11 protein-coding genes are annotated in these 15,465 nt (G+C 73.4%); 8 read left to right on the plus strand and 3 right to left on the minus strand.

Annotation, left to right across the window (positions count from 1 at the left end; translation table 11 throughout):
- Positions 1 to 20 precede the first annotated feature (20 nt).
- The 7 genes from tsaE to JMJ55_RS14675 all read left to right on the plus strand — a co-directional run bounded on the left by tsaE (position 21) and on the right by JMJ55_RS14675 (position 10,304).
- Positions 21 to 476, plus strand: a complete 456-nt coding sequence (tsaE, locus tag JMJ55_RS14645) for a tRNA (adenosine(37)-N6)-threonylcarbamoyltransferase complex ATPase subunit type 1 TsaE (RefSeq protein WP_202826302.1) — start codon at positions 21 to 23, stop codon at positions 474 to 476.
- The gene (locus JMJ55_RS14650) at positions 473 to 1,453 is read left to right on the plus strand and encodes an aminoglycoside phosphotransferase family protein (protein WP_202826303.1); all 981 of its coding nucleotides are present in this window, start codon (positions 473 to 475) and stop codon (positions 1,451 to 1,453) included. The genes tsaE and JMJ55_RS14650 overlap by 4 nt, the downstream gene beginning before the upstream one ends.
- Positions 1,450 to 2,178: a nucleotidyltransferase family protein gene (locus JMJ55_RS14655; RefSeq protein ID WP_236033713.1), complete on the plus strand. Its 729-nt coding sequence runs from the start codon at positions 1,450 to 1,452 to the stop codon at positions 2,176 to 2,178. The genes JMJ55_RS14650 and JMJ55_RS14655 overlap by 4 nt, the downstream gene beginning before the upstream one ends.
- A gap of 3 nt (positions 2,179 to 2,181) precedes the next feature.
- Positions 2,182 to 5,265, plus strand: a complete 3,084-nt coding sequence (gene addB, locus JMJ55_RS14660; RefSeq protein ID WP_202826304.1) for a double-strand break repair protein AddB — start codon at positions 2,182 to 2,184, stop codon at positions 5,263 to 5,265.
- Positions 5,262 to 8,780, plus strand: a complete 3,519-nt coding sequence (gene addA, locus JMJ55_RS14665) for a double-strand break repair helicase AddA (protein WP_202826305.1) — start codon at positions 5,262 to 5,264, stop codon at positions 8,778 to 8,780. Before addB ends, addA begins: the two co-directional genes overlap by 4 nt.
- A 100-nt stretch (positions 8,781 to 8,880) precedes the next feature.
- Positions 8,881 to 9,210: a thioredoxin TrxA gene (gene trxA / locus JMJ55_RS14670; protein WP_202826306.1), complete on the plus strand. Its 330-nt coding sequence runs from the start codon at positions 8,881 to 8,883 to the stop codon at positions 9,208 to 9,210.
- 71 nt (positions 9,211 to 9,281) lie between these two features.
- A complete protein-coding gene (locus tag JMJ55_RS14675) occupies positions 9,282 to 10,304 on the plus strand; it encodes a PQQ-dependent sugar dehydrogenase (RefSeq protein ID WP_328702652.1) in 1,023 nt (340 codons plus the stop codon).
- A 54-nt stretch (positions 10,305 to 10,358) separates the two neighbouring features.
- Here JMJ55_RS14675 and JMJ55_RS14680 read toward each other — a convergent pair whose 3' ends face one another.
- Positions 10,359 to 11,150: a Bax inhibitor-1/YccA family protein gene (locus JMJ55_RS14680; RefSeq protein WP_202826307.1), complete on the minus strand. Its 792-nt coding sequence runs from the start codon at positions 11,148 to 11,150 to the stop codon at positions 10,359 to 10,361.
- A 199-nt stretch (positions 11,151 to 11,349) separates the two neighbouring features.
- Positions 11,350 to 13,851, minus strand: a complete 2,502-nt coding sequence (locus JMJ55_RS14685; RefSeq protein ID WP_202826308.1) for an ABC transporter permease — start codon at positions 13,849 to 13,851, stop codon at positions 11,350 to 11,352.
- Between the two features lie 89 nt (positions 13,852 to 13,940).
- Between JMJ55_RS14685 and JMJ55_RS14690 the strand changes: the two genes are divergently transcribed.
- Positions 13,941 to 14,681 carry a TerC family protein gene (locus JMJ55_RS14690; RefSeq protein WP_202826309.1) on the plus strand — a complete coding sequence of 247 codons (741 nt, stop codon included), beginning with the start codon at positions 13,941 to 13,943 and terminating at the stop codon, positions 14,679 to 14,681.
- On the opposite strand, the gene JMJ55_RS14695 is transcribed toward JMJ55_RS14690, so the two are convergent.
- Positions 14,650 to 15,435 (minus strand): SDR family NAD(P)-dependent oxidoreductase, encoded by a 786-nt coding sequence (locus tag JMJ55_RS14695; RefSeq protein WP_202826310.1) that lies wholly within the window; start codon positions 15,433 to 15,435, stop codon positions 14,650 to 14,652. The two genes, JMJ55_RS14690 and JMJ55_RS14695, sit on opposite strands and share 32 nt — an antisense overlap.
- Between the last annotated feature and the right edge of the window lie 30 nt (positions 15,436 to 15,465).

Below are 15,465 nucleotides of genomic sequence, written 5' to 3' on the forward strand. Positions count from 1 at the left end.
AGACGCTATACCAACCCCCGATGCCCCTGACCGTCGCGCTGCCCGACCCCGAGGCCACCGAGAGGCTGGCCGCCCGCCTGGCCCCCCGCGCCCGGGCCGGCGACGCGATCCTGCTGGAAGGCCCGCTCGGCGCCGGGAAGAGCGCCTTCGCCCGCGCCTTCCTCCGGGCGCTGGCCGGCGACCCGGCGCTGGAAGTGCCCTCGCCCAGCTTCACCCTGGTGCAGAGCTACGAGCTGCCGGGCGGGCTCGAGGCGCATCACTTCGACCTCTACCGGCTCGACGGCCCCACGGACCTCACGGAGCTGGGCTGGGAGGAGGCGCGGCGCGGCCTGGTGCTGGTGGAATGGCCCGACCGGCTCGGCCCGCTGGCGCCGGAGGGGGCGTTGCATCTGCGCCTCGCCCATGCGGATCGTGAGGAGGCGCGCATCGCCACGCTGGACGGATGGCCCGGCCGGCTGCATGGGCTGGCCGGATGAGATTCCCCGAACCCTTCCTCGCCGCCCGTGGCTATGCCACGGCCGCACGCCAGCCGCTGGCCGGCGATGCCGATCTCCGCCGCTATGCCCGCCTGACCGGCGGGCCGCGCCCGGCGCTGCTGATGGACGCGCCCCCGCCGCAGGATGTCCGGCCCTTCCATGCGCTGGCCCGGCACCTGCTCTCGGCCGGCTTCTCGGTGCCGGAGGTGATCGCGGCCGATGAGGCGGCGGGCTTCCTCCTCGTCGAGGATTTCGGCGACGCGACCCATGCCGCGCTCCTCGATGCCGGGGCCGATCCGGGGCCCCTGTATGTGGAGGCGGCGGAGACCCTGGCCGCGCTGCATGCCGCGCCCCTGCCGCCCGGCCTGCCGGCCTGGGATGCCGCGGCCATGACGCGGGCGACGGAGGCGACCTTCCTCGACTGGTGGTGGCCCGCCGCCTTCGGCACGCCGCCCGCAGCCGAGGTCCGGACCGGCCTCGCCGCCGCCCTGGCCGAGATGCTGGCGCCTTTCGCCGGGGCGCGGGGCTTCGTGCACCGCGACTATTTCCCGGCCAATCTGATGCGACTCGAGGCCCGCCAGGGCGTGCGTCGCACCGGCATCCTCGATTTCCAGGACGCCGCCATCGGCCACCCCGCCTATGACATCGTCTCCCTGGTCGAGGATGCGCGGCGGGACGTGGCGCCGGAGGTGCGGCGGGCGGCCCTCGCCGCCTATCTCGCCGCCCGCCCCGGCCTCGATCGCGGCGACTTCCTCGGCGCCATGGCGGCCTGTGGGGCACAGCGGCATCTGCGCGTCGCCGCGCTCTGGGTGCGGCTGGCGCAGCGGGACAACAAGCCGGGCTATCTGATACACGGCCCGCGCTGCTGGGCGCTGCTGGACCGCTCGCTCTCGCAGCCCGCCTGTGCCCCGCTCCGCCAATTCCTCGATACCCATGTGCCGCAGGAGATGCGGCGCAACCCTGTGGAGGCCGCTTGATCACGCTCACCCATGGCATGGTCCTCGCCGCCGGGCTTGGCCTGCGGATGCGGCCGCTCACCGAGACCACCGCGAAGCCGTTGCTGATGCTGGACGGCCGCAGCCTGCTCGACCGTGCCCTCGACCGGCTCGACTCGATCGGCGTCGAGAATGCTGTGGTCAACGCGCACTGGCATGCCGACCAGGTCGCCGCCGCCGTCGCCCGCCGCGACTCGCCGCACATCGCCCTGCAGCGCGAGGATCTGCTGCTGGAGACGGGTGGCGGCGTGACGCGCGCCCTGCCCCGGCTCGGCCCCGACCCCTTCGCGGTGCTGAACGGCGACAGCGTGGTGCTGGATGGCCCGACGCCGGCGCTCGCCCGCATGGCCGCCATCTTCGATCCGGAGCAGATGGACGGGCTGCTGCTGGTCGTCCGCACCGCCCAGGTGGATGGCGAGGTCGGCCGCGGCGACTTCCACCTCGACCCGCTCGGCCGGGTGCGCCGGCCGAAGGAGCTGGAGCTGGCGCCCTATATCTTCTCCGGCGTCCAGATCCTGACCCCCGCCCTGTTCGAGGGCGCGCCCGCCGGGCCCTTCAGCCTCAACCGCCTCTATGACCGCGCCATCGCCGCCGGGCGCCTGTACGCGCTGGTGCATGACGGCATCTGGTTCCACCTCTCGACGCCCGCCGATCTGGAGCGCGCCGAGGCCTCGATGCAGGCGGGGCTGGTGCGGGCCCTGTTCTAGCCGATGGCGCTCTTCCACATCCCGACGCACCTGCCCTTCCTCGACTGCCTCGCGGCCGGGGTGCTGAAGGACGTGCCCGGCGATGCGCCGGAGCGCCTGTCGCGTGTCACCATCCTGCTGCCGACAAGGCGCTCTGCCCGCGCCTTGCGCACCGCCTTTCTCCGCGCCGCCGAGGGGCGGGCGCTGCTGCTGCCGCGGATGCGCGCGCTGGCCGGCCTCTCGACCGAGGATGCGGACGAGCTGGCCCTGCCGAACCTGCTCGACCTGCCGCCCGCCGTCGATCCGCTGCGCCGGCAGGCGGTGCTGACCGGCTTCATCTCCCGCCTGCCGCGCGAACGCGGCGGCCCGGCGACGCCCGACCAGGCTTGGTCGCTGGCCGGCGCCCTCGGCACGCTGCTGGATGAGATCGCGCTGGAGGAGCGCGACCTCGACCTGCTCGCCGAGACGCCGCCCGTCGCCCTGGCCGAGCATTGGCTGGAGCGCCTCGCCAAGCTGGTGCCGGAGACGCATGCGGCGCATTGGCAGATCACCCTCGCCTTCCTGCGCGGCGTCATGGCGCAGTGGCAGCACTGGCTCGAAGGCGAGGGGCTGCTCGATATCGGCATGCGCCGCGCCCAGGCGCTGCGCGCCCAGACCCTCGCCTGGCAGCAGGACCCGCCACGGGACCCGGTGATCGCCGCCGGCATCGGCGTCGGCGGCACCATCCCGGCGGCCGAGGCCCTGCTGCGCGTCATCGCGCATGACCTACCCTACGGAAAGGTCGTGCTGCACGGCATCGACAAGGCTTCGGCCGATGAGCGGGTCTGGGACGCCATCCCCGAGTCCCCGACCCATCCCTATTGCGGCCAGCGCCGGCTGCTCGCGGCGCTGAAGGTCGGTGCCGATCAGGTGGGGCGCTGGCACGGCTGTCCCGAGGAAAACGCCGAACGCGCCGCCCCGCAGCGCCGGCCGGACCTGCTCGGCATGGCGTTGCGCCCCGCCGCCGGCCTGCCCGCCTGGCAGTCCCGCCGGCCGGAGGAATGGCGCCCGGCGCTCGAAGGCCTGACCCTGCTGACCGCGCCCGATGCCCAGGCCGAGGCGACCGCCATCGCGCTGACCCTGCGCGAGGCGCTGGAGGACCCGGCGGCGCGCGTCGCCCTCGTCACCCCCGACCGCGACCTCGCCCGCCGGGTCTCGGCCGAGCTGGCGCGGCACGGCGTCACCGCCGATGACTCCGCCGGTGAGCCGCTGGGCGAGACGCCGACCGGCAGCTTCCTCCGCCTCATCGCCCGCATGGCGGCGGCCGATCTGGCGCCGGTGCCGCTGCTCTCGGTGCTCAAGCACCCGCTTTGCGCCGGCGGCTGGGACCGCACGCGCTGGCTCTCGGCCGTGCGCCGACTGGAACGCGCGGCGCTGCGCGGCCCCCGCCCGGCGCCGGGCTTGGCCGGGCTGCGCGCGGCGGCCCGATCCGGCCTCGCCCGCGAGTCGGAGGCCGAAGCGCTGGCCGAGGTCGATGGCCTGCTCGATGCGCTGGAGGCGGCGCTCGGCCCCTTTACCGGCCTCGGTTCGGCGGTGCGCCCGCCGGCGACTTTGCTCGCCGATCATCTGGCCGCCGCCGAGGCCCTGGCCGCGACGCCGACCCTGCCGGGCGGCCTCCGCCTCTATGCCGGGGAGGAAGGCGAGGCGCTGGCCTCCCACCTCGCCTCGCTGGCGCCGGCCATGGCGCTGCTGCCACCGCTCTCGGCCGAGGCCTGGCCTTCGCTCTTCGATGCCGCCATGGATGGCGCGGCGGCACCGAGCCTGCGCGGCAGCCGGGGCCGCGAGGGCGGGCCGCATCCGCGGGTCGAGATTCTCGGCCTGCTGGAAGCCCGGCTGCTGACCTTCGACCGCGTCGTGCTCGGCGCGCTGGATGAGACGGTCTGGCCCCTGGCGACCGATCCCGGCCCCTGGATGAGCCGGCCGATGCGCCGCGATTTCGGCCTGCCGGAGCCCGAGGCGCGCATCGGCCGCGTCTGCGCGGATTTCCTGCTGACCGCCTGTTCCGCCCCCGAAGCCGTGCTGTCACGCGCCCAGCGCCGCGGCGGCGCTCCGACCCTGCCGGCGCGCTGGCTGACACGGCTGGAAACCTTCCTCGCCGGGCAGGAGGGGTTGCGGCTGGAGCCGAGCCCGGCCATCGCCTGGGCGGCCCGGCTCGACCGCGCCGAGCGCGCCATGCCCTGCGCCCGCCCTGCCCCGCGCCCGCGGCCGGAGCAGCGGCCGGTGCGGCTCTCGGTGACGCAGGTGGAAACGCTGATCGCCGACCCTTACGCCTTCTATGCGCGGCATGTGCTGCGGCTCTATCCGCTCGACCCGCTGGAGGCGGATGCCGGCGTGCTCGACTACGGCAACCTGGTGCATGCGGCGATGGCGGGCTTCGTCCGCCGCCTCTCCGGCCAGCCCTGGCCGGGCGAGGATGCGGCGCGGCAGTGGTGGGAGGATGCGGCCCGCGCCGCGCTGGCCGAATCTTCGCCGCGCCCTGGCCTCGCCGCCTTCTGGTCCCCGCGCCTCGCCCGCATCGGCGATTTCGCCGTGGAGCAGGAGGCGGCGCTGCGCGCCGGCCATGGCCCGATCCGCAGCGAGGTGGAGGTGCGGGGCGAGCTGCCGCTCCGCTTCGGCGGGCGGGAGGTGCGGCTGACGGCCTATGCCGACCGCATCGACATCCTGCCGGGGGGCCTCCGTATCCTCGACTACAAGACCGGCGAGCCGCCGAGCGGCGAGGCGGTGCGGGACGGCCGCAAGCCGCAGCTGACGCTGGAGGCCGCGATCGCCGCGGCCGGCGGCTTTGAGCGCGTGCCGGCCGAGGATGCCGGGGCGCTGCTCTACTGGCGCCTCTCCGGCGGTCCGAAGCCCGGCGAGGAGAAGGCCGCCGCCGAGGACAAGTTGCTGGTGCGCCAGCTGGCCGATGCGGCGCAGACTGCACTGATCGAGCTGGTGGGTGATTTCCTGCTGGGCGACCGGCCCTTCACCGCCCGGCCGCATCCGAAGCGGGCGCCGGCGGGTGGCGATTACGATCACCTCTCGCGCCTCGCCGAATGGGCGGGTGCCGAGGATGCGCGGGGGCCGGCATGAGCGAGAATGCGCGCGCACGGGCCGAGGCGCAGCAGCGCCTGGCCTCCGATCCCGCCGTCTCCGCCTGGGTGGGCGCCTCGGCTGGTTCGGGCAAGACCAAGGTGCTGATCGACCGGGTGCTGCGGCTGCTGCTCGACCCCGATCAGGTGCCGGGCCGCATCCTCTGCCTCACCTTCACCCGCGCCGCGGCGGCGGAGATGCAGGCGCGCCTGCGCCGCCGCCTCGGCGAGTGGACGGTGGCGGAGGAGCCGGTGCTGGCGGCGCAGATCCGCCGCCTTACCGGGATCGATCCCGATTCGCGCGGCATCGACCGGGCGCGGCGGCTGCTGGTCGAGGTGCTGGAGATGCCGGGCGGCATGCGCATCTCGACCATCCACAGCTTCTGCCAAAGCTTGTTGCGCAGCTTCCCGCTGGAAGCCGGGCTGCCGCCGCAATTCGCGGTGCTGGAGGAGCAGGACGCTGCCGCGATGCTGGCCGAAGCACGCGAATCGGTGCTGGCCAATGCGAATGCAGTGGCGCAGGAACTCGCCCTGCTCGCCGGCATCGCCTCGGCCGATACCTTCGCCGATGTGACGCGCGCGTTGCTGCAGGACACGGCGCGGGAGAGGCTGGTGCGCTGCCTCGATGGCTGCAACGGCGTCACCGGGCTCCGGCTGCGCCTGGCCGCGGCACTCGGCGCGCCGGACAGCCTGGACGAGGCGGAAGTGATCGCCGCTGCCTGCACCGTGGAGGAAGCGCCGCTGCGCATGGCGGCGAGCCTGCTGGAGGCGAGCAAGAACGAGAACGACCGCAAGCGCGCGGCCCAGATCGCCGCCTGGATCGGCGCCGAGGCCGAGGCGCGCGCGGCGCGCTTCGACGACTGGCACAAATTCTTCATCACGGACAAAGGCACGGTCCGCGCCGGCACGGGCTTCGCCACCAAAAGCGTCGGTGCGCGGCAGGCCGAGGTGCTGGCGGCGCTGCAGGCCGAGGGCGAGCGGCTGCTGAAGATTGCCGAGCAGCGCGCCGCCTGCCGCCTCGCCGCCGCGACGGGTGCGCTGCTGGCGCTGGCCGCGCCGGTGCTGGACCGCACGCGGGCGCGGCAACGTCAGGCCGGCATGCTCGGCTATGGCGACCTGATCGAGCATGTGCGGCGCATCCTGGAGGATCCCGGCAGCGCCTGGGTGCTCTACAAGCTGGATGGCGGCCTCGACCATGTGCTGCTGGACGAGGCGCAGGACAGCAACCCGGCGCAATGGGGCATCGCCGCCGCACTGACCGGGGAGTTCTTCGCCGGCGCGGGCATCGAGCGCGGCCGGGCCCGCTCGCTCTCCGCGGCGGCGGTGGAGGCAGAGGCGCCGCGCCGGACGGTCTTCGCGGTCGGCGATATCAAGCAGGCGATCTACGGCTTCCAGGGGGCGGATGCCGCCGGCTTCGCCACCTGGCAGCGGCATTACGGCGCGCAGGTCCTGGCGGGCGGCGGCGAGTTCCGCCAGGTGCAGCTCGACGTCTCCTTCCGCTCCACCGCGCCGGTGCTGGCGCTGGTCGATGCCGTCTTCGCCGATGGCGCGGCGCGGCAGGGCGTGGTGCCGGATGGCGAGCGGCTGCTGCACCTGCCCGACCGGCAGGGCCATGCGGGCAGCGTGGAGCTGTGGCCGCTGCTCCGCCCGGCCGAAACGCCGGCGCCGGAGCCCTGGCAGGTGCCGCTGGAGCCGCAGCGCGTGGCGAGCGCCGAGGCGCTGATGGCCGAGGCGCTGGCGGCGCGCATCGACCACATGATCAGGACCGAGCAGCTGCCGGCCCGCGGCCGCGGCGTGCGCGCGGGCGATGTGCTGGTGCTGCTGCGGAAGCAGGCCAATGTGGCGCTGGTGCCGCTGCTGGTGCGCGCGCTGAAGGCGCGGCAGGTGCCGGTCGCGGGCGTCACGCGCGTCAAGCTCGTCGAGCATATCGCGGTGATGGACCTGCTGGCGCTGTGCGACGTGCTGCTGCTGCCGGAGGATGACCTCCAGCTCGCCGCGCTGCTGAAGAGCCCGCTGATCGGCCTCAGCGAGGAGGGGCTGCTGGAGCTGGCGCATGGCCGCCATGGCTCGCTCTGGGGCGCGCTGATGGCGCATCAGGGCGAGGCAGCGGATGGCACGGCGGCGCGGGCGGCCTCCTGGCTGGCGCGGCTCGCCGCGCGGGCCGACCTCGTCACCCCGCATGCGTTGCTGGCCGAGGTGCTGGGCGAGCCCTCGATGGACGGCACGCGGGGCCGGGCGCGGCTGCTGGCCCGCCTCGGGCCGGAGGCAGCCGATGTGCTGGACGAGTTGCTGAACGCCGCGCTGACCTATGAACGGCGGCACCCGCCGAGCCTGCAGGGCTTCCTCCACTGGCTCCGCCAGGGCGGGGCCGAGGTGAAGCGGGAGGCGGAGGCGGCGGGCGATGCGGTGCGCATCATGACCGTCCACAATGCCAAGGGATTGCAGGCCCCGATCGTCATCCTCCCCGATGTCGGCAGCGGCACGGGCAGCGAGGCGATCCGCTGGCTGGAAGGGGATGGCCTCCACCTGCCGCTCTGGGCACCGAACAAGAGCTTCCACGCCCCTGCCTTCCTCGCCGCCAAGGCCGCCGACGAGGCGCGGCGGCAGGAGGAGGAGAACCGGCTGCTCTATGTGGCGCTGACCCGGGCCGAGGACCGGCTGGTGGTCTGCGGCTGGGGCAAGGAACCGGGCGAGTGGTATCTGCACGTCGCCGCCGGCTTCCGCCGCCTGCCGCTGGCCGCCGAGCATCCCTTCGACCATTACCGCTTCGGCGCCCCGTCAGCCTGCGATTTCGGCGACTGCATCGGCTGGCGGCTGGACTGCGCGCAGGAGGAACCGCCGGTGCAGGATGCCGTCGCCGCGGCGGCCGAGGTCGCCGGCCCCCTGCCCGACTGGGCCACCCGCCCCGCCCCGGCCGAGGCGCCGGAGCCGGCACTCAGCCCCTCGGCCCTGCCCGGCGAGCAGGAGACGCCCGCCGCCGCGCCGCATGGCGAGACCGATCCCGGCGGGCGGCGCTTCCGCCGCGGCCGGATCATGCACGCCCTGCTGCAACACCTGCCGGAACGGCCGGAGGCCGAGCGGCGCGAGGCGGCGTCGCGCTTCCTCGCCCGCCCCGGCCATGGGCTGGAGCCGGCGGAGCAGGTGGAGATGCTGGAGGAGGTGCTGGCCCTGCTCTCGGCCCCCGCCATCGCCGCCGCCTTCGGGCCGGACAGCCTCGCCGAGGCGCCGATCGCCGGCCGGCTGGAGGGGCGGCTGGTCAGCGGCCAGGTGGACCGGCTGGTGGTCTCGCCGAAGCGTGTCCTGGTGCTGGACTACAAGACCAACCGCCCGCCGCCGACCCGGCCGGAGGATGTGGCGCCGCTCTATCTCCGGCAGATGGCGGCCTATCGGGCGGTGCTGCGCCAGGCCTTCCCCGGGCGGGCGGTGGATTGCGCCCTGGTCTGGACCTATGGCGCCCGGCTGATGCCGCTTCCCGCGGAGTTGCTCGACGAGCACCTCCCCGCGCCGGTGTCATAGCGGCCCCGCATCGGGGCCGGCCTTGACCAGGGCACCCCGGCCAACGAATTCTGGGGACATGGTGGGGCCGATCCGGCCCCCGGAGCGAGGCGCAAACCCGATGAGCGAACTCACCAAGGCTGTGACCGATGACAGCTTCAAGCAGGATGTGCTGGATGCGTCCGGCCCCGTGCTGGTCGATTTCTGGGCCGAGTGGTGCGGCCCCTGCCGCATGGTCGGCCCGATCCTCGACGATATTGCCAAGGAGTACGAGGGCAAGCTGACCATCGCCAAGGTCAATATCGACGAGAACCCGATGACCCCGAACGAGTATGCGGTGCGGGGCATCCCGACCATGCTGCTCTTCAAGGACGGCAAGCTGCTCGACACCAAGGTCGGCGCCCTGCCGAAGACGGCGCTGAAGGACTGGATCGCGGGCAACCTCGCCTGAGGACCGCCCTCGCCATCCTGGCGGCCCTGCTGCTGGCACCGAGCTCCGGCCGGGCGCAGCAGGGGTTCCAGGTGGCGGAATTCGCCACCGGCCTCGACCATCCCTGGGGCGGCGCCTTCCTGCCCGATGGCCGGCTGCTGCTGACCGAGCGGCCGGGGCGGATGCGGGTGGTAGGGCGCGATGGCGCGCTCTCCGCCCCGCTCACCGGCGTGCCGGCGGTGGAGGCGCGTGGCCAGGGCGGGCTGCTGGACGTGGCGCTCGCCCCGGATTTCGCCACGACGCGCGAGCTCTATCTCTGCCAGGCGGCGTTGGTGCAAGGCGGTGCCCTGACCCGGCTGGTGCGCGCCCGGCTCTCCCCCGATGCGACGGCGCTGGAGGCGGCGACGCCGATCCTCGATGCGACCCCGCCCCAGGCGGAGGGGCGCAACCATTATGGCTGCCGCATCGTCTTCGGCCGGGACGGGGCGATGTATCTCTCGACCGGCGAGCGCTATGTGACCAAGGCGCGGGCGCAGCGGCTGGACGACCTCGGCGGCAAGGTGCTGCGGCTGGCGCGCAACGGCGCGGCACTGGCGGACAATCCCTTCGCCGGCCGGCCCGGCGCGCGGGCCGAGATCTTCACCTATGGCCATCGCAACCCGCAGGGCCTCGCGGTCAATCCCTGGACCGGCAGCCTGTGGGAGGCTGAATTCGGCGCCCGCGGCGGGGATGAGGTGAACATCCTCCGCCCCGGGCGGAATTACGGCTGGCCGGTTGTCACCAAGGGCATCGACTACGACGGCAGCCGGATCGGCGAAGGCGCCGCGCGCCCCGATATGGAGGAGCCGATCCATTTCTGGGTGCCCTCGGTCAGCCCTTCGGGGATCGTCTTCTATACCGGCAATGCCTTCCCGGCCTGGCGCGGCAGCCTGTTCCTCGCGGCGCTCAACCCGCCCGGCCTGGTGCGGCTGACGACGGAGGGCGACCGGGTGACCGGGGAGGAGCGGTTGCTCTGGGGCCGGACGCGGTTCCGGCAGGTGCTGCAAGGGCCGGACGGGCTGGTCTACATCCTGACGGATGAGAGCGTGGGGCGGGTGCTGCAGCTGCGGCCATGAAAAAAGCCCCGGGGATCGCTCCCCGGGGCCCGTGCTCTCGCAGCCTGCGAGGGCTCAGTCGTTGCTCTGGCGCACGCCCATGAACTGCATCATCAGCTGGAACAGGTTGATGAAGTTCAGGTAGAGGCCGAGCGCGTCCATCACGCTGCGCTTGCCGGCCTCGTCCGTGCCCTCGGCATAGGCATACTGGACATAGTCCGACTTGATCCGCTGCGTGTCATAGGCGGTGAGGCCGGTGAAGACCACGACGCCCAGCACGCTGATGGCGAACTGGAGAGCCGTCGAGCCGATGAACATGTTCACCAGCCCGGCGATGATGATGCCGATCAGGCCCATCATCATGAAGCTGCCCATCCGCGTCAGGTCGGCCTTGGTCGTGTAGCCATAGAGGCTGATGCCGGCGAACATGCCCGCGGTCACGAAGAAGGCCCGCGCCACGGAAGCGCCGGTGAAGACCAGGAAGATATGCGCCATGCTGGCGCCCATCACCGCGGCGAAGGCCCAGAACAGCGCCTGCGCGGTGCCCTTGGACAGCCGGTTGATGCCGAAGCTGAGCACCATGACGAAGGCCAGCGGGGCGAACATGGCGACATAGGCCAGGATCGTCGGCTGCACCACCGCGCCGCGCGGCGTCATCACGCGCTGATAGAACAGCGCCTGGAGCTCCGGCACATTGGCGATCATGTAGGCGACGATGCCTGTCAGTACCAGCCCCGAGGCCATCCAGTTATAGACCCGGAGCATGTACGCCCGGAGCCCGGCATCGATGGCGACCGCGTCGGCGGTCGCAACGCGACCCCAGCCAGGCGCACCCGTCGTGGCGCGATAGTCGGGTTGAAGGGCCATAGGTGTCTCGAACCTCCCAAAGGGGGTTATCCCCGTGATGTGGTTATATGGACAGACTGTAACCCGTTTCAACGGGATTCGGGAGCGGTCCGGAGGAGCCGCGAAGCCTTGACCATGCCGGCCCGCACGGGGAGCGGACCGATGGGGATTATATGGTCATAATCTGCCGCCATTCACGTGAAGAAGTGTGATTGCGGCCCTATTCGTTTCGCAGCAGCGGGCCGGGCCGCACCCGCAGCGCCAGCGCGGTGCCGATCTGGCCGCAGAGCAGGGTCAGCAGGGCGCAGCCCAGCACGGTCGCGGCCAGTGTCCCCGGCAACAGCACCCAGCGCGCCTGCATCACCAGCACCACCACCGCCCAGGAGGCGGCGCTGCCGGCCAGCGCGGCGAGGCCGCCCGCCACCAACCCGACCAGCCCGTATTCCACCAGCCAGGCGGCGCGGATCTGGGCCCGCGTCGCGCCGATGGTCTTCAGCACCACCGCATCGCGGACCCGCTGCCGCTGCCCGGCCGCCACCGCCCCGGCCAGCACCAGCCCGCCCGCCAGCAGCGTCACGCCCCCTACCGCCGAAAGCGCGGTGCCGATCCGGCCTAGCAGGGTCGAGACCGCCTCCAGCGCATCGCGCACCCGGATGCCGGTGATGTTGGGAAAGGCATCGGTCAGCCGGCGCAGCACCGCGGCATCCTGGGCCGGGTCGCCGCGGAGGGTGGCGATATGCGTATGCGGCGCCGCCTCCAGCAGGCCGGGCGAGGCGACCATGGCGAAATTCATCCCCAGGCCCCGCCAGTCCACCTGCCGCAGATTGGCGATGGTCAGGTCGATATTGCGGCCGAGGACATTGACCGTGATGACATCGCCGATGCCGACCCCCCAGCCCTTGGCGATGCCCGCCTCGAAGGAGACCAGCGGCTTGCCGCGGTAGTCGGCCGCCCACCACGCGCCGGCCACGACCTGCGTGCCCTCGGGCGGGGTCGGCGCATAGGTCAGGCCGCGATCGCCGCGCAGCGCCCAGGCGGTCTCGGGCGTGGTCTGCCACTGCTCGGCCGGCACGCCCTTCACCGCGACCACGCGGGCGCGGAGGCTCGGCACGCGCTTCACCTCCTCCACCCCCGGCAGGCCGGTGGCCAGCGCATCGAAGCGCGCGGCCTGGTCGGACTGGATGTCGATGAAGAAGAAATTCGGGGCATGCGCCGGCATCTCGCCGGCCAGCTGCAGGCGGAGATTGCCCTCGATCTGGGCGATGGCGGCCAGCGTCGTCAGGCCGATGCCGAGCGAGACGACCAGCAGCGCGGTCGGCGCCCCCGGCCGATGCAGGTTGGCGAGACCGAGCCGCAGCGCCGGGCGCCGCAGATGCGAGAGGCGCCGGGCCAGCGCCGCCAGCGCCCAGGCGCCGCCGCGGAACAGCAGCAGCGCCGCCACGGCCGCGGCGCAGAAGCCGGCGGCGAACAGCCGGTCGCCCGCAGTCGCCACCACCAGCCCGACCAGCGCGGCGGCCGCCAGCGCGTTCAGCGCCAGCACCGGCCAGGCCGGACGCCCGGCGGCAGGCTTCACCGCATCCCGGAACAGCGCCGCGCCCGAGATCCGTGCCGCCCGGCCGAGTGGCCAGAGGGCGAAGGCCAGCGCCGTCAGCAGCCCATAGAGCGCGGCCAGCGCCAGCGGCGCCGGATAGGCGGCGATCCGCGGCGGCACCGGCAGCGCGCCCGAGAGCGCCTGCGCCGCCGCCCAGGTCAGCCCATAGCCGGCCAGCAGGCCGAGCGCGATGCCGGCCGCCGCCAGCGCCAGCACCTGCACCAGATAGGTGAGGAAGATCAGCGAGGCCGGCGCGCCGAGGCAGCGGAAGATGGCGATGGAGCGGGCCCGCGCCTCCAGCCAGCCGCGCACCCCGGTGGCGACGCCGATGCCCCCGACCAGCAGCGCGGTCAGCCCGGCCAGCGTCAGGAAGGAGGCAGCACGGTCGAGGAAGCGGGCCAGCCCCGGCTCCGCCGCATCGGCGGTGCGGATGCGGAAGCCCTCGGCGGCGAAGTCCCGGCGCAGTACCTCGGCGACCGGATGCGGGGCGAGGCCGGGCGGCAGCCGGATGCGCAGATCGTTCTGCAACAGGCTGCCGGGCTGGACCAGCGCGGTCTCCGGCAGGCTCGCCGCGGCGATCATGGCGCGCGGGCCGAACAGCGCCGGGGTCGCCACCTTGTCCGGCTCGGCAGCGACGGTCGCGGCGAAGCGCAGCCGGGCCTCGCCCAGCCGCACCTCGTCGCCAGGGTGGAGGCCGAGCCGTTCCGCCACCAGCGGGTCGAGCGCGACCATCCCGGCCTCCAGCGGGACGGGCGGGTCCAGCCCGAGCCGGCCGATCAGCGGATAGGCGTCATCGACCGATTTCAGCTCGACCAGCATCCGCTCGCCGCTTGGGGCCACCAGCATGGCCCGCATGGTGGTGATGGCGGAGACCTGGGCGCCGCGGGCCGCTGCCCAGTCCCGCAGCACCGGGGGCACCGGCCGGGCGCCGGCGCGGATCTCGATATCGCCGCCCAGGATGCGCGCGCCATCGGCCAGCAGCCCGGCCTGGATGGCCGCGCGTAGCGTCCCGACCGCGGCGATGGCCGCGACCCCGAGCGCGAGGCAGGCCAGGACGATGCGGAGGGACCGGAGGCCGCCGCGCAGCTCCCGTCGCGCCAGGCGGATGCCGAGCGCCAGCTGGCCAGCCATGCCCACGAAATGGGTTCTCCACCGAAATTGGGTTGAGCTTTCGAAGTGGGGCGGCCAAAGGCTGATCCAAGCCCGGGAGAGACCACACAATGGAAAGCGAGCTCATCGTCGCCTTGCTGGCGCTCATCGCCATGGAGGTGGTGCTCGGCATCGACAATCTGGTCTTCATTGCCATCCTGTCGAACCGGCTGGCGCCGGAGCGCCGGGTTTCGGCGCGGCGAATCGGCCTCGGCCTGGCGGTCCTGATGCGATTCGGGATGCTGGCCGGCGCCTCCTGGCTGCTCTCGCTCACCCGGCCGCTTTTTGCCGTGGCTGGGATGGATTTCTCCGGCAAGGACCTGATCCTGCTGGCTGGCGGCCTGTTCCTGATCGGCAAGGCGGTGATCGAGATCCATCACCGGGTCGATCCCGACAGCCAGGAGGCGGCGCATCAGGCGGATGCGCGGGTCGCCAGCTTCTGGCCGACCGTCGTCCAGATCCTGCTGCTCGACATGGTCTTCTCGGTGGACAGCATCCTGGCCGCCGTGGCGCTGACCAGGGAATTCTGGGTGATCGCGGTGGCGATTGTCGTCTCGGTCATCGCCATGCTGTTCTCGATGGATGCGCTCTCCCGCTTCATGGAGCGCAACCCGACGGTGGTGATGCTGGCCCTGGCCTTCCTGGTGATGATCGGAATGGTGCTGGTGGCGGAAGGCTTCGGCGCGCATGTGCCGAAGGGCTTCGTCTATGTTGCTATGGCCTTCGCCGCGGGGGTGGAGGGGCTGAACCTGCTGGCGCGGCGGGCCCGGCGCCGGGTCGCTAGCCCTGCCCCTTCGCGGGAAACCGGTTGAACACCGCCGCCCGCAGCCCGGGCGGCAGGGCGCCCGCCAGCCGCGCCCCGAGATAGAGCGGCAGGGGATAGGCGATCCGGGTGCGGCCGGCGGCGATGCCGGTCAGCGTCCGCCGCGCCGCCTCCTCCGGCGGCATCAGGAAGGGCATGGGGAAGGCGTTGCGGTCGGTCATCGGCGTGCGGACATAGCCGGGGCAGACGGCGTGGAGGCGGATGCCGCGCCGCCTCTCGCTGGCATCCAGCGCCTCCGCCCAGCGCTGCACCGCCGCCTTGCTGGCGCAATAGGCCGGCGCGCCCGGGGCGGCGACGAAGGCGGCCAGCGAGGCGATGACGGCGACCCGGCCGCGCAGCCCGTCCGGCCCCGGCGCCTGCCCGGCCATCGCCTCCAACGCCGGGAGGACGGTGTTCAGCACGCCGGTGACATTGGTCTCGAAGACGCCGCGGGCGACGGAGGCCGGCTCCACCGCCCCGCCGGTCCCGGCCGAGATGCCGGCATTGGCGATGATCAGGTCGAGCCGCCCGGCCCCGCCGATCCAGCCGGCCATGCCGGCCGCATCGCGCACGTCGAACACCCGGGGATGCGCCTCGGCCCCGGCGGCGCGGCAGGCCTCGGCCACCGCCTCCAACCGCGCCGCATCGCGGCCGGAGAGATGCAGCACCGCCCCCGGCCCCGCACAGGCGAGCGCCAGCGCCCGCCCAAGGCCTGAGGAAGCCCCCGTCACCAGCACATGCCGCCACGCCGCCATCGCTTGCATCCCGCCGCGCCGCGCGGGACAAGGCGCGGC

Source organism: Belnapia mucosa (assembly GCF_016775475.1).
Taxonomy (GTDB): Bacteria; Pseudomonadota; Alphaproteobacteria; order Acetobacterales; family Acetobacteraceae; genus Belnapia; species Belnapia mucosa.

Excerpts from the sequence above, each read along its gene's own strand:
- tsaE (WP_202826302.1), top strand. The coding sequence starts at position 21 with ATGCCCCTGACCGTCGCGCTGCCCGACCCCGAGGCCACCGAGAGGCTG.
- JMJ55_RS14650 (WP_202826303.1), top strand. The coding sequence starts at position 473 with ATGAGATTCCCCGAACCCTTCCTCGCCGCCCGTGGCTATGCCACGGCC.
- addB (WP_202826304.1), top strand. The coding sequence starts at position 2,182 with ATGGCGCTCTTCCACATCCCGACGCACCTGCCCTTCCTCGACTGCCTC.
- addA (WP_202826305.1), top strand. The coding sequence starts at position 5,262 with ATGAGCGAGAATGCGCGCGCACGGGCCGAGGCGCAGCAGCGCCTGGCC.
- trxA (WP_202826306.1), top strand. The coding sequence starts at position 8,881 with ATGAGCGAACTCACCAAGGCTGTGACCGATGACAGCTTCAAGCAGGAT.
- JMJ55_RS14680 (WP_202826307.1), bottom strand. The coding sequence starts at position 11,150 with ATGGCCCTTCAACCCGACTATCGCGCCACGACGGGTGCGCCTGGCTGG.
- JMJ55_RS14685 (WP_202826308.1), bottom strand. The coding sequence starts at position 13,851 with ATGGCTGGCCAGCTGGCGCTCGGCATCCGCCTGGCGCGACGGGAGCTG.
- JMJ55_RS14690 (WP_202826309.1), top strand. The coding sequence starts at position 13,941 with ATGGAAAGCGAGCTCATCGTCGCCTTGCTGGCGCTCATCGCCATGGAG.
- JMJ55_RS14695 (WP_202826310.1), bottom strand. The coding sequence starts at position 15,435 with ATGCAAGCGATGGCGGCGTGGCGGCATGTGCTGGTGACGGGGGCTTCC.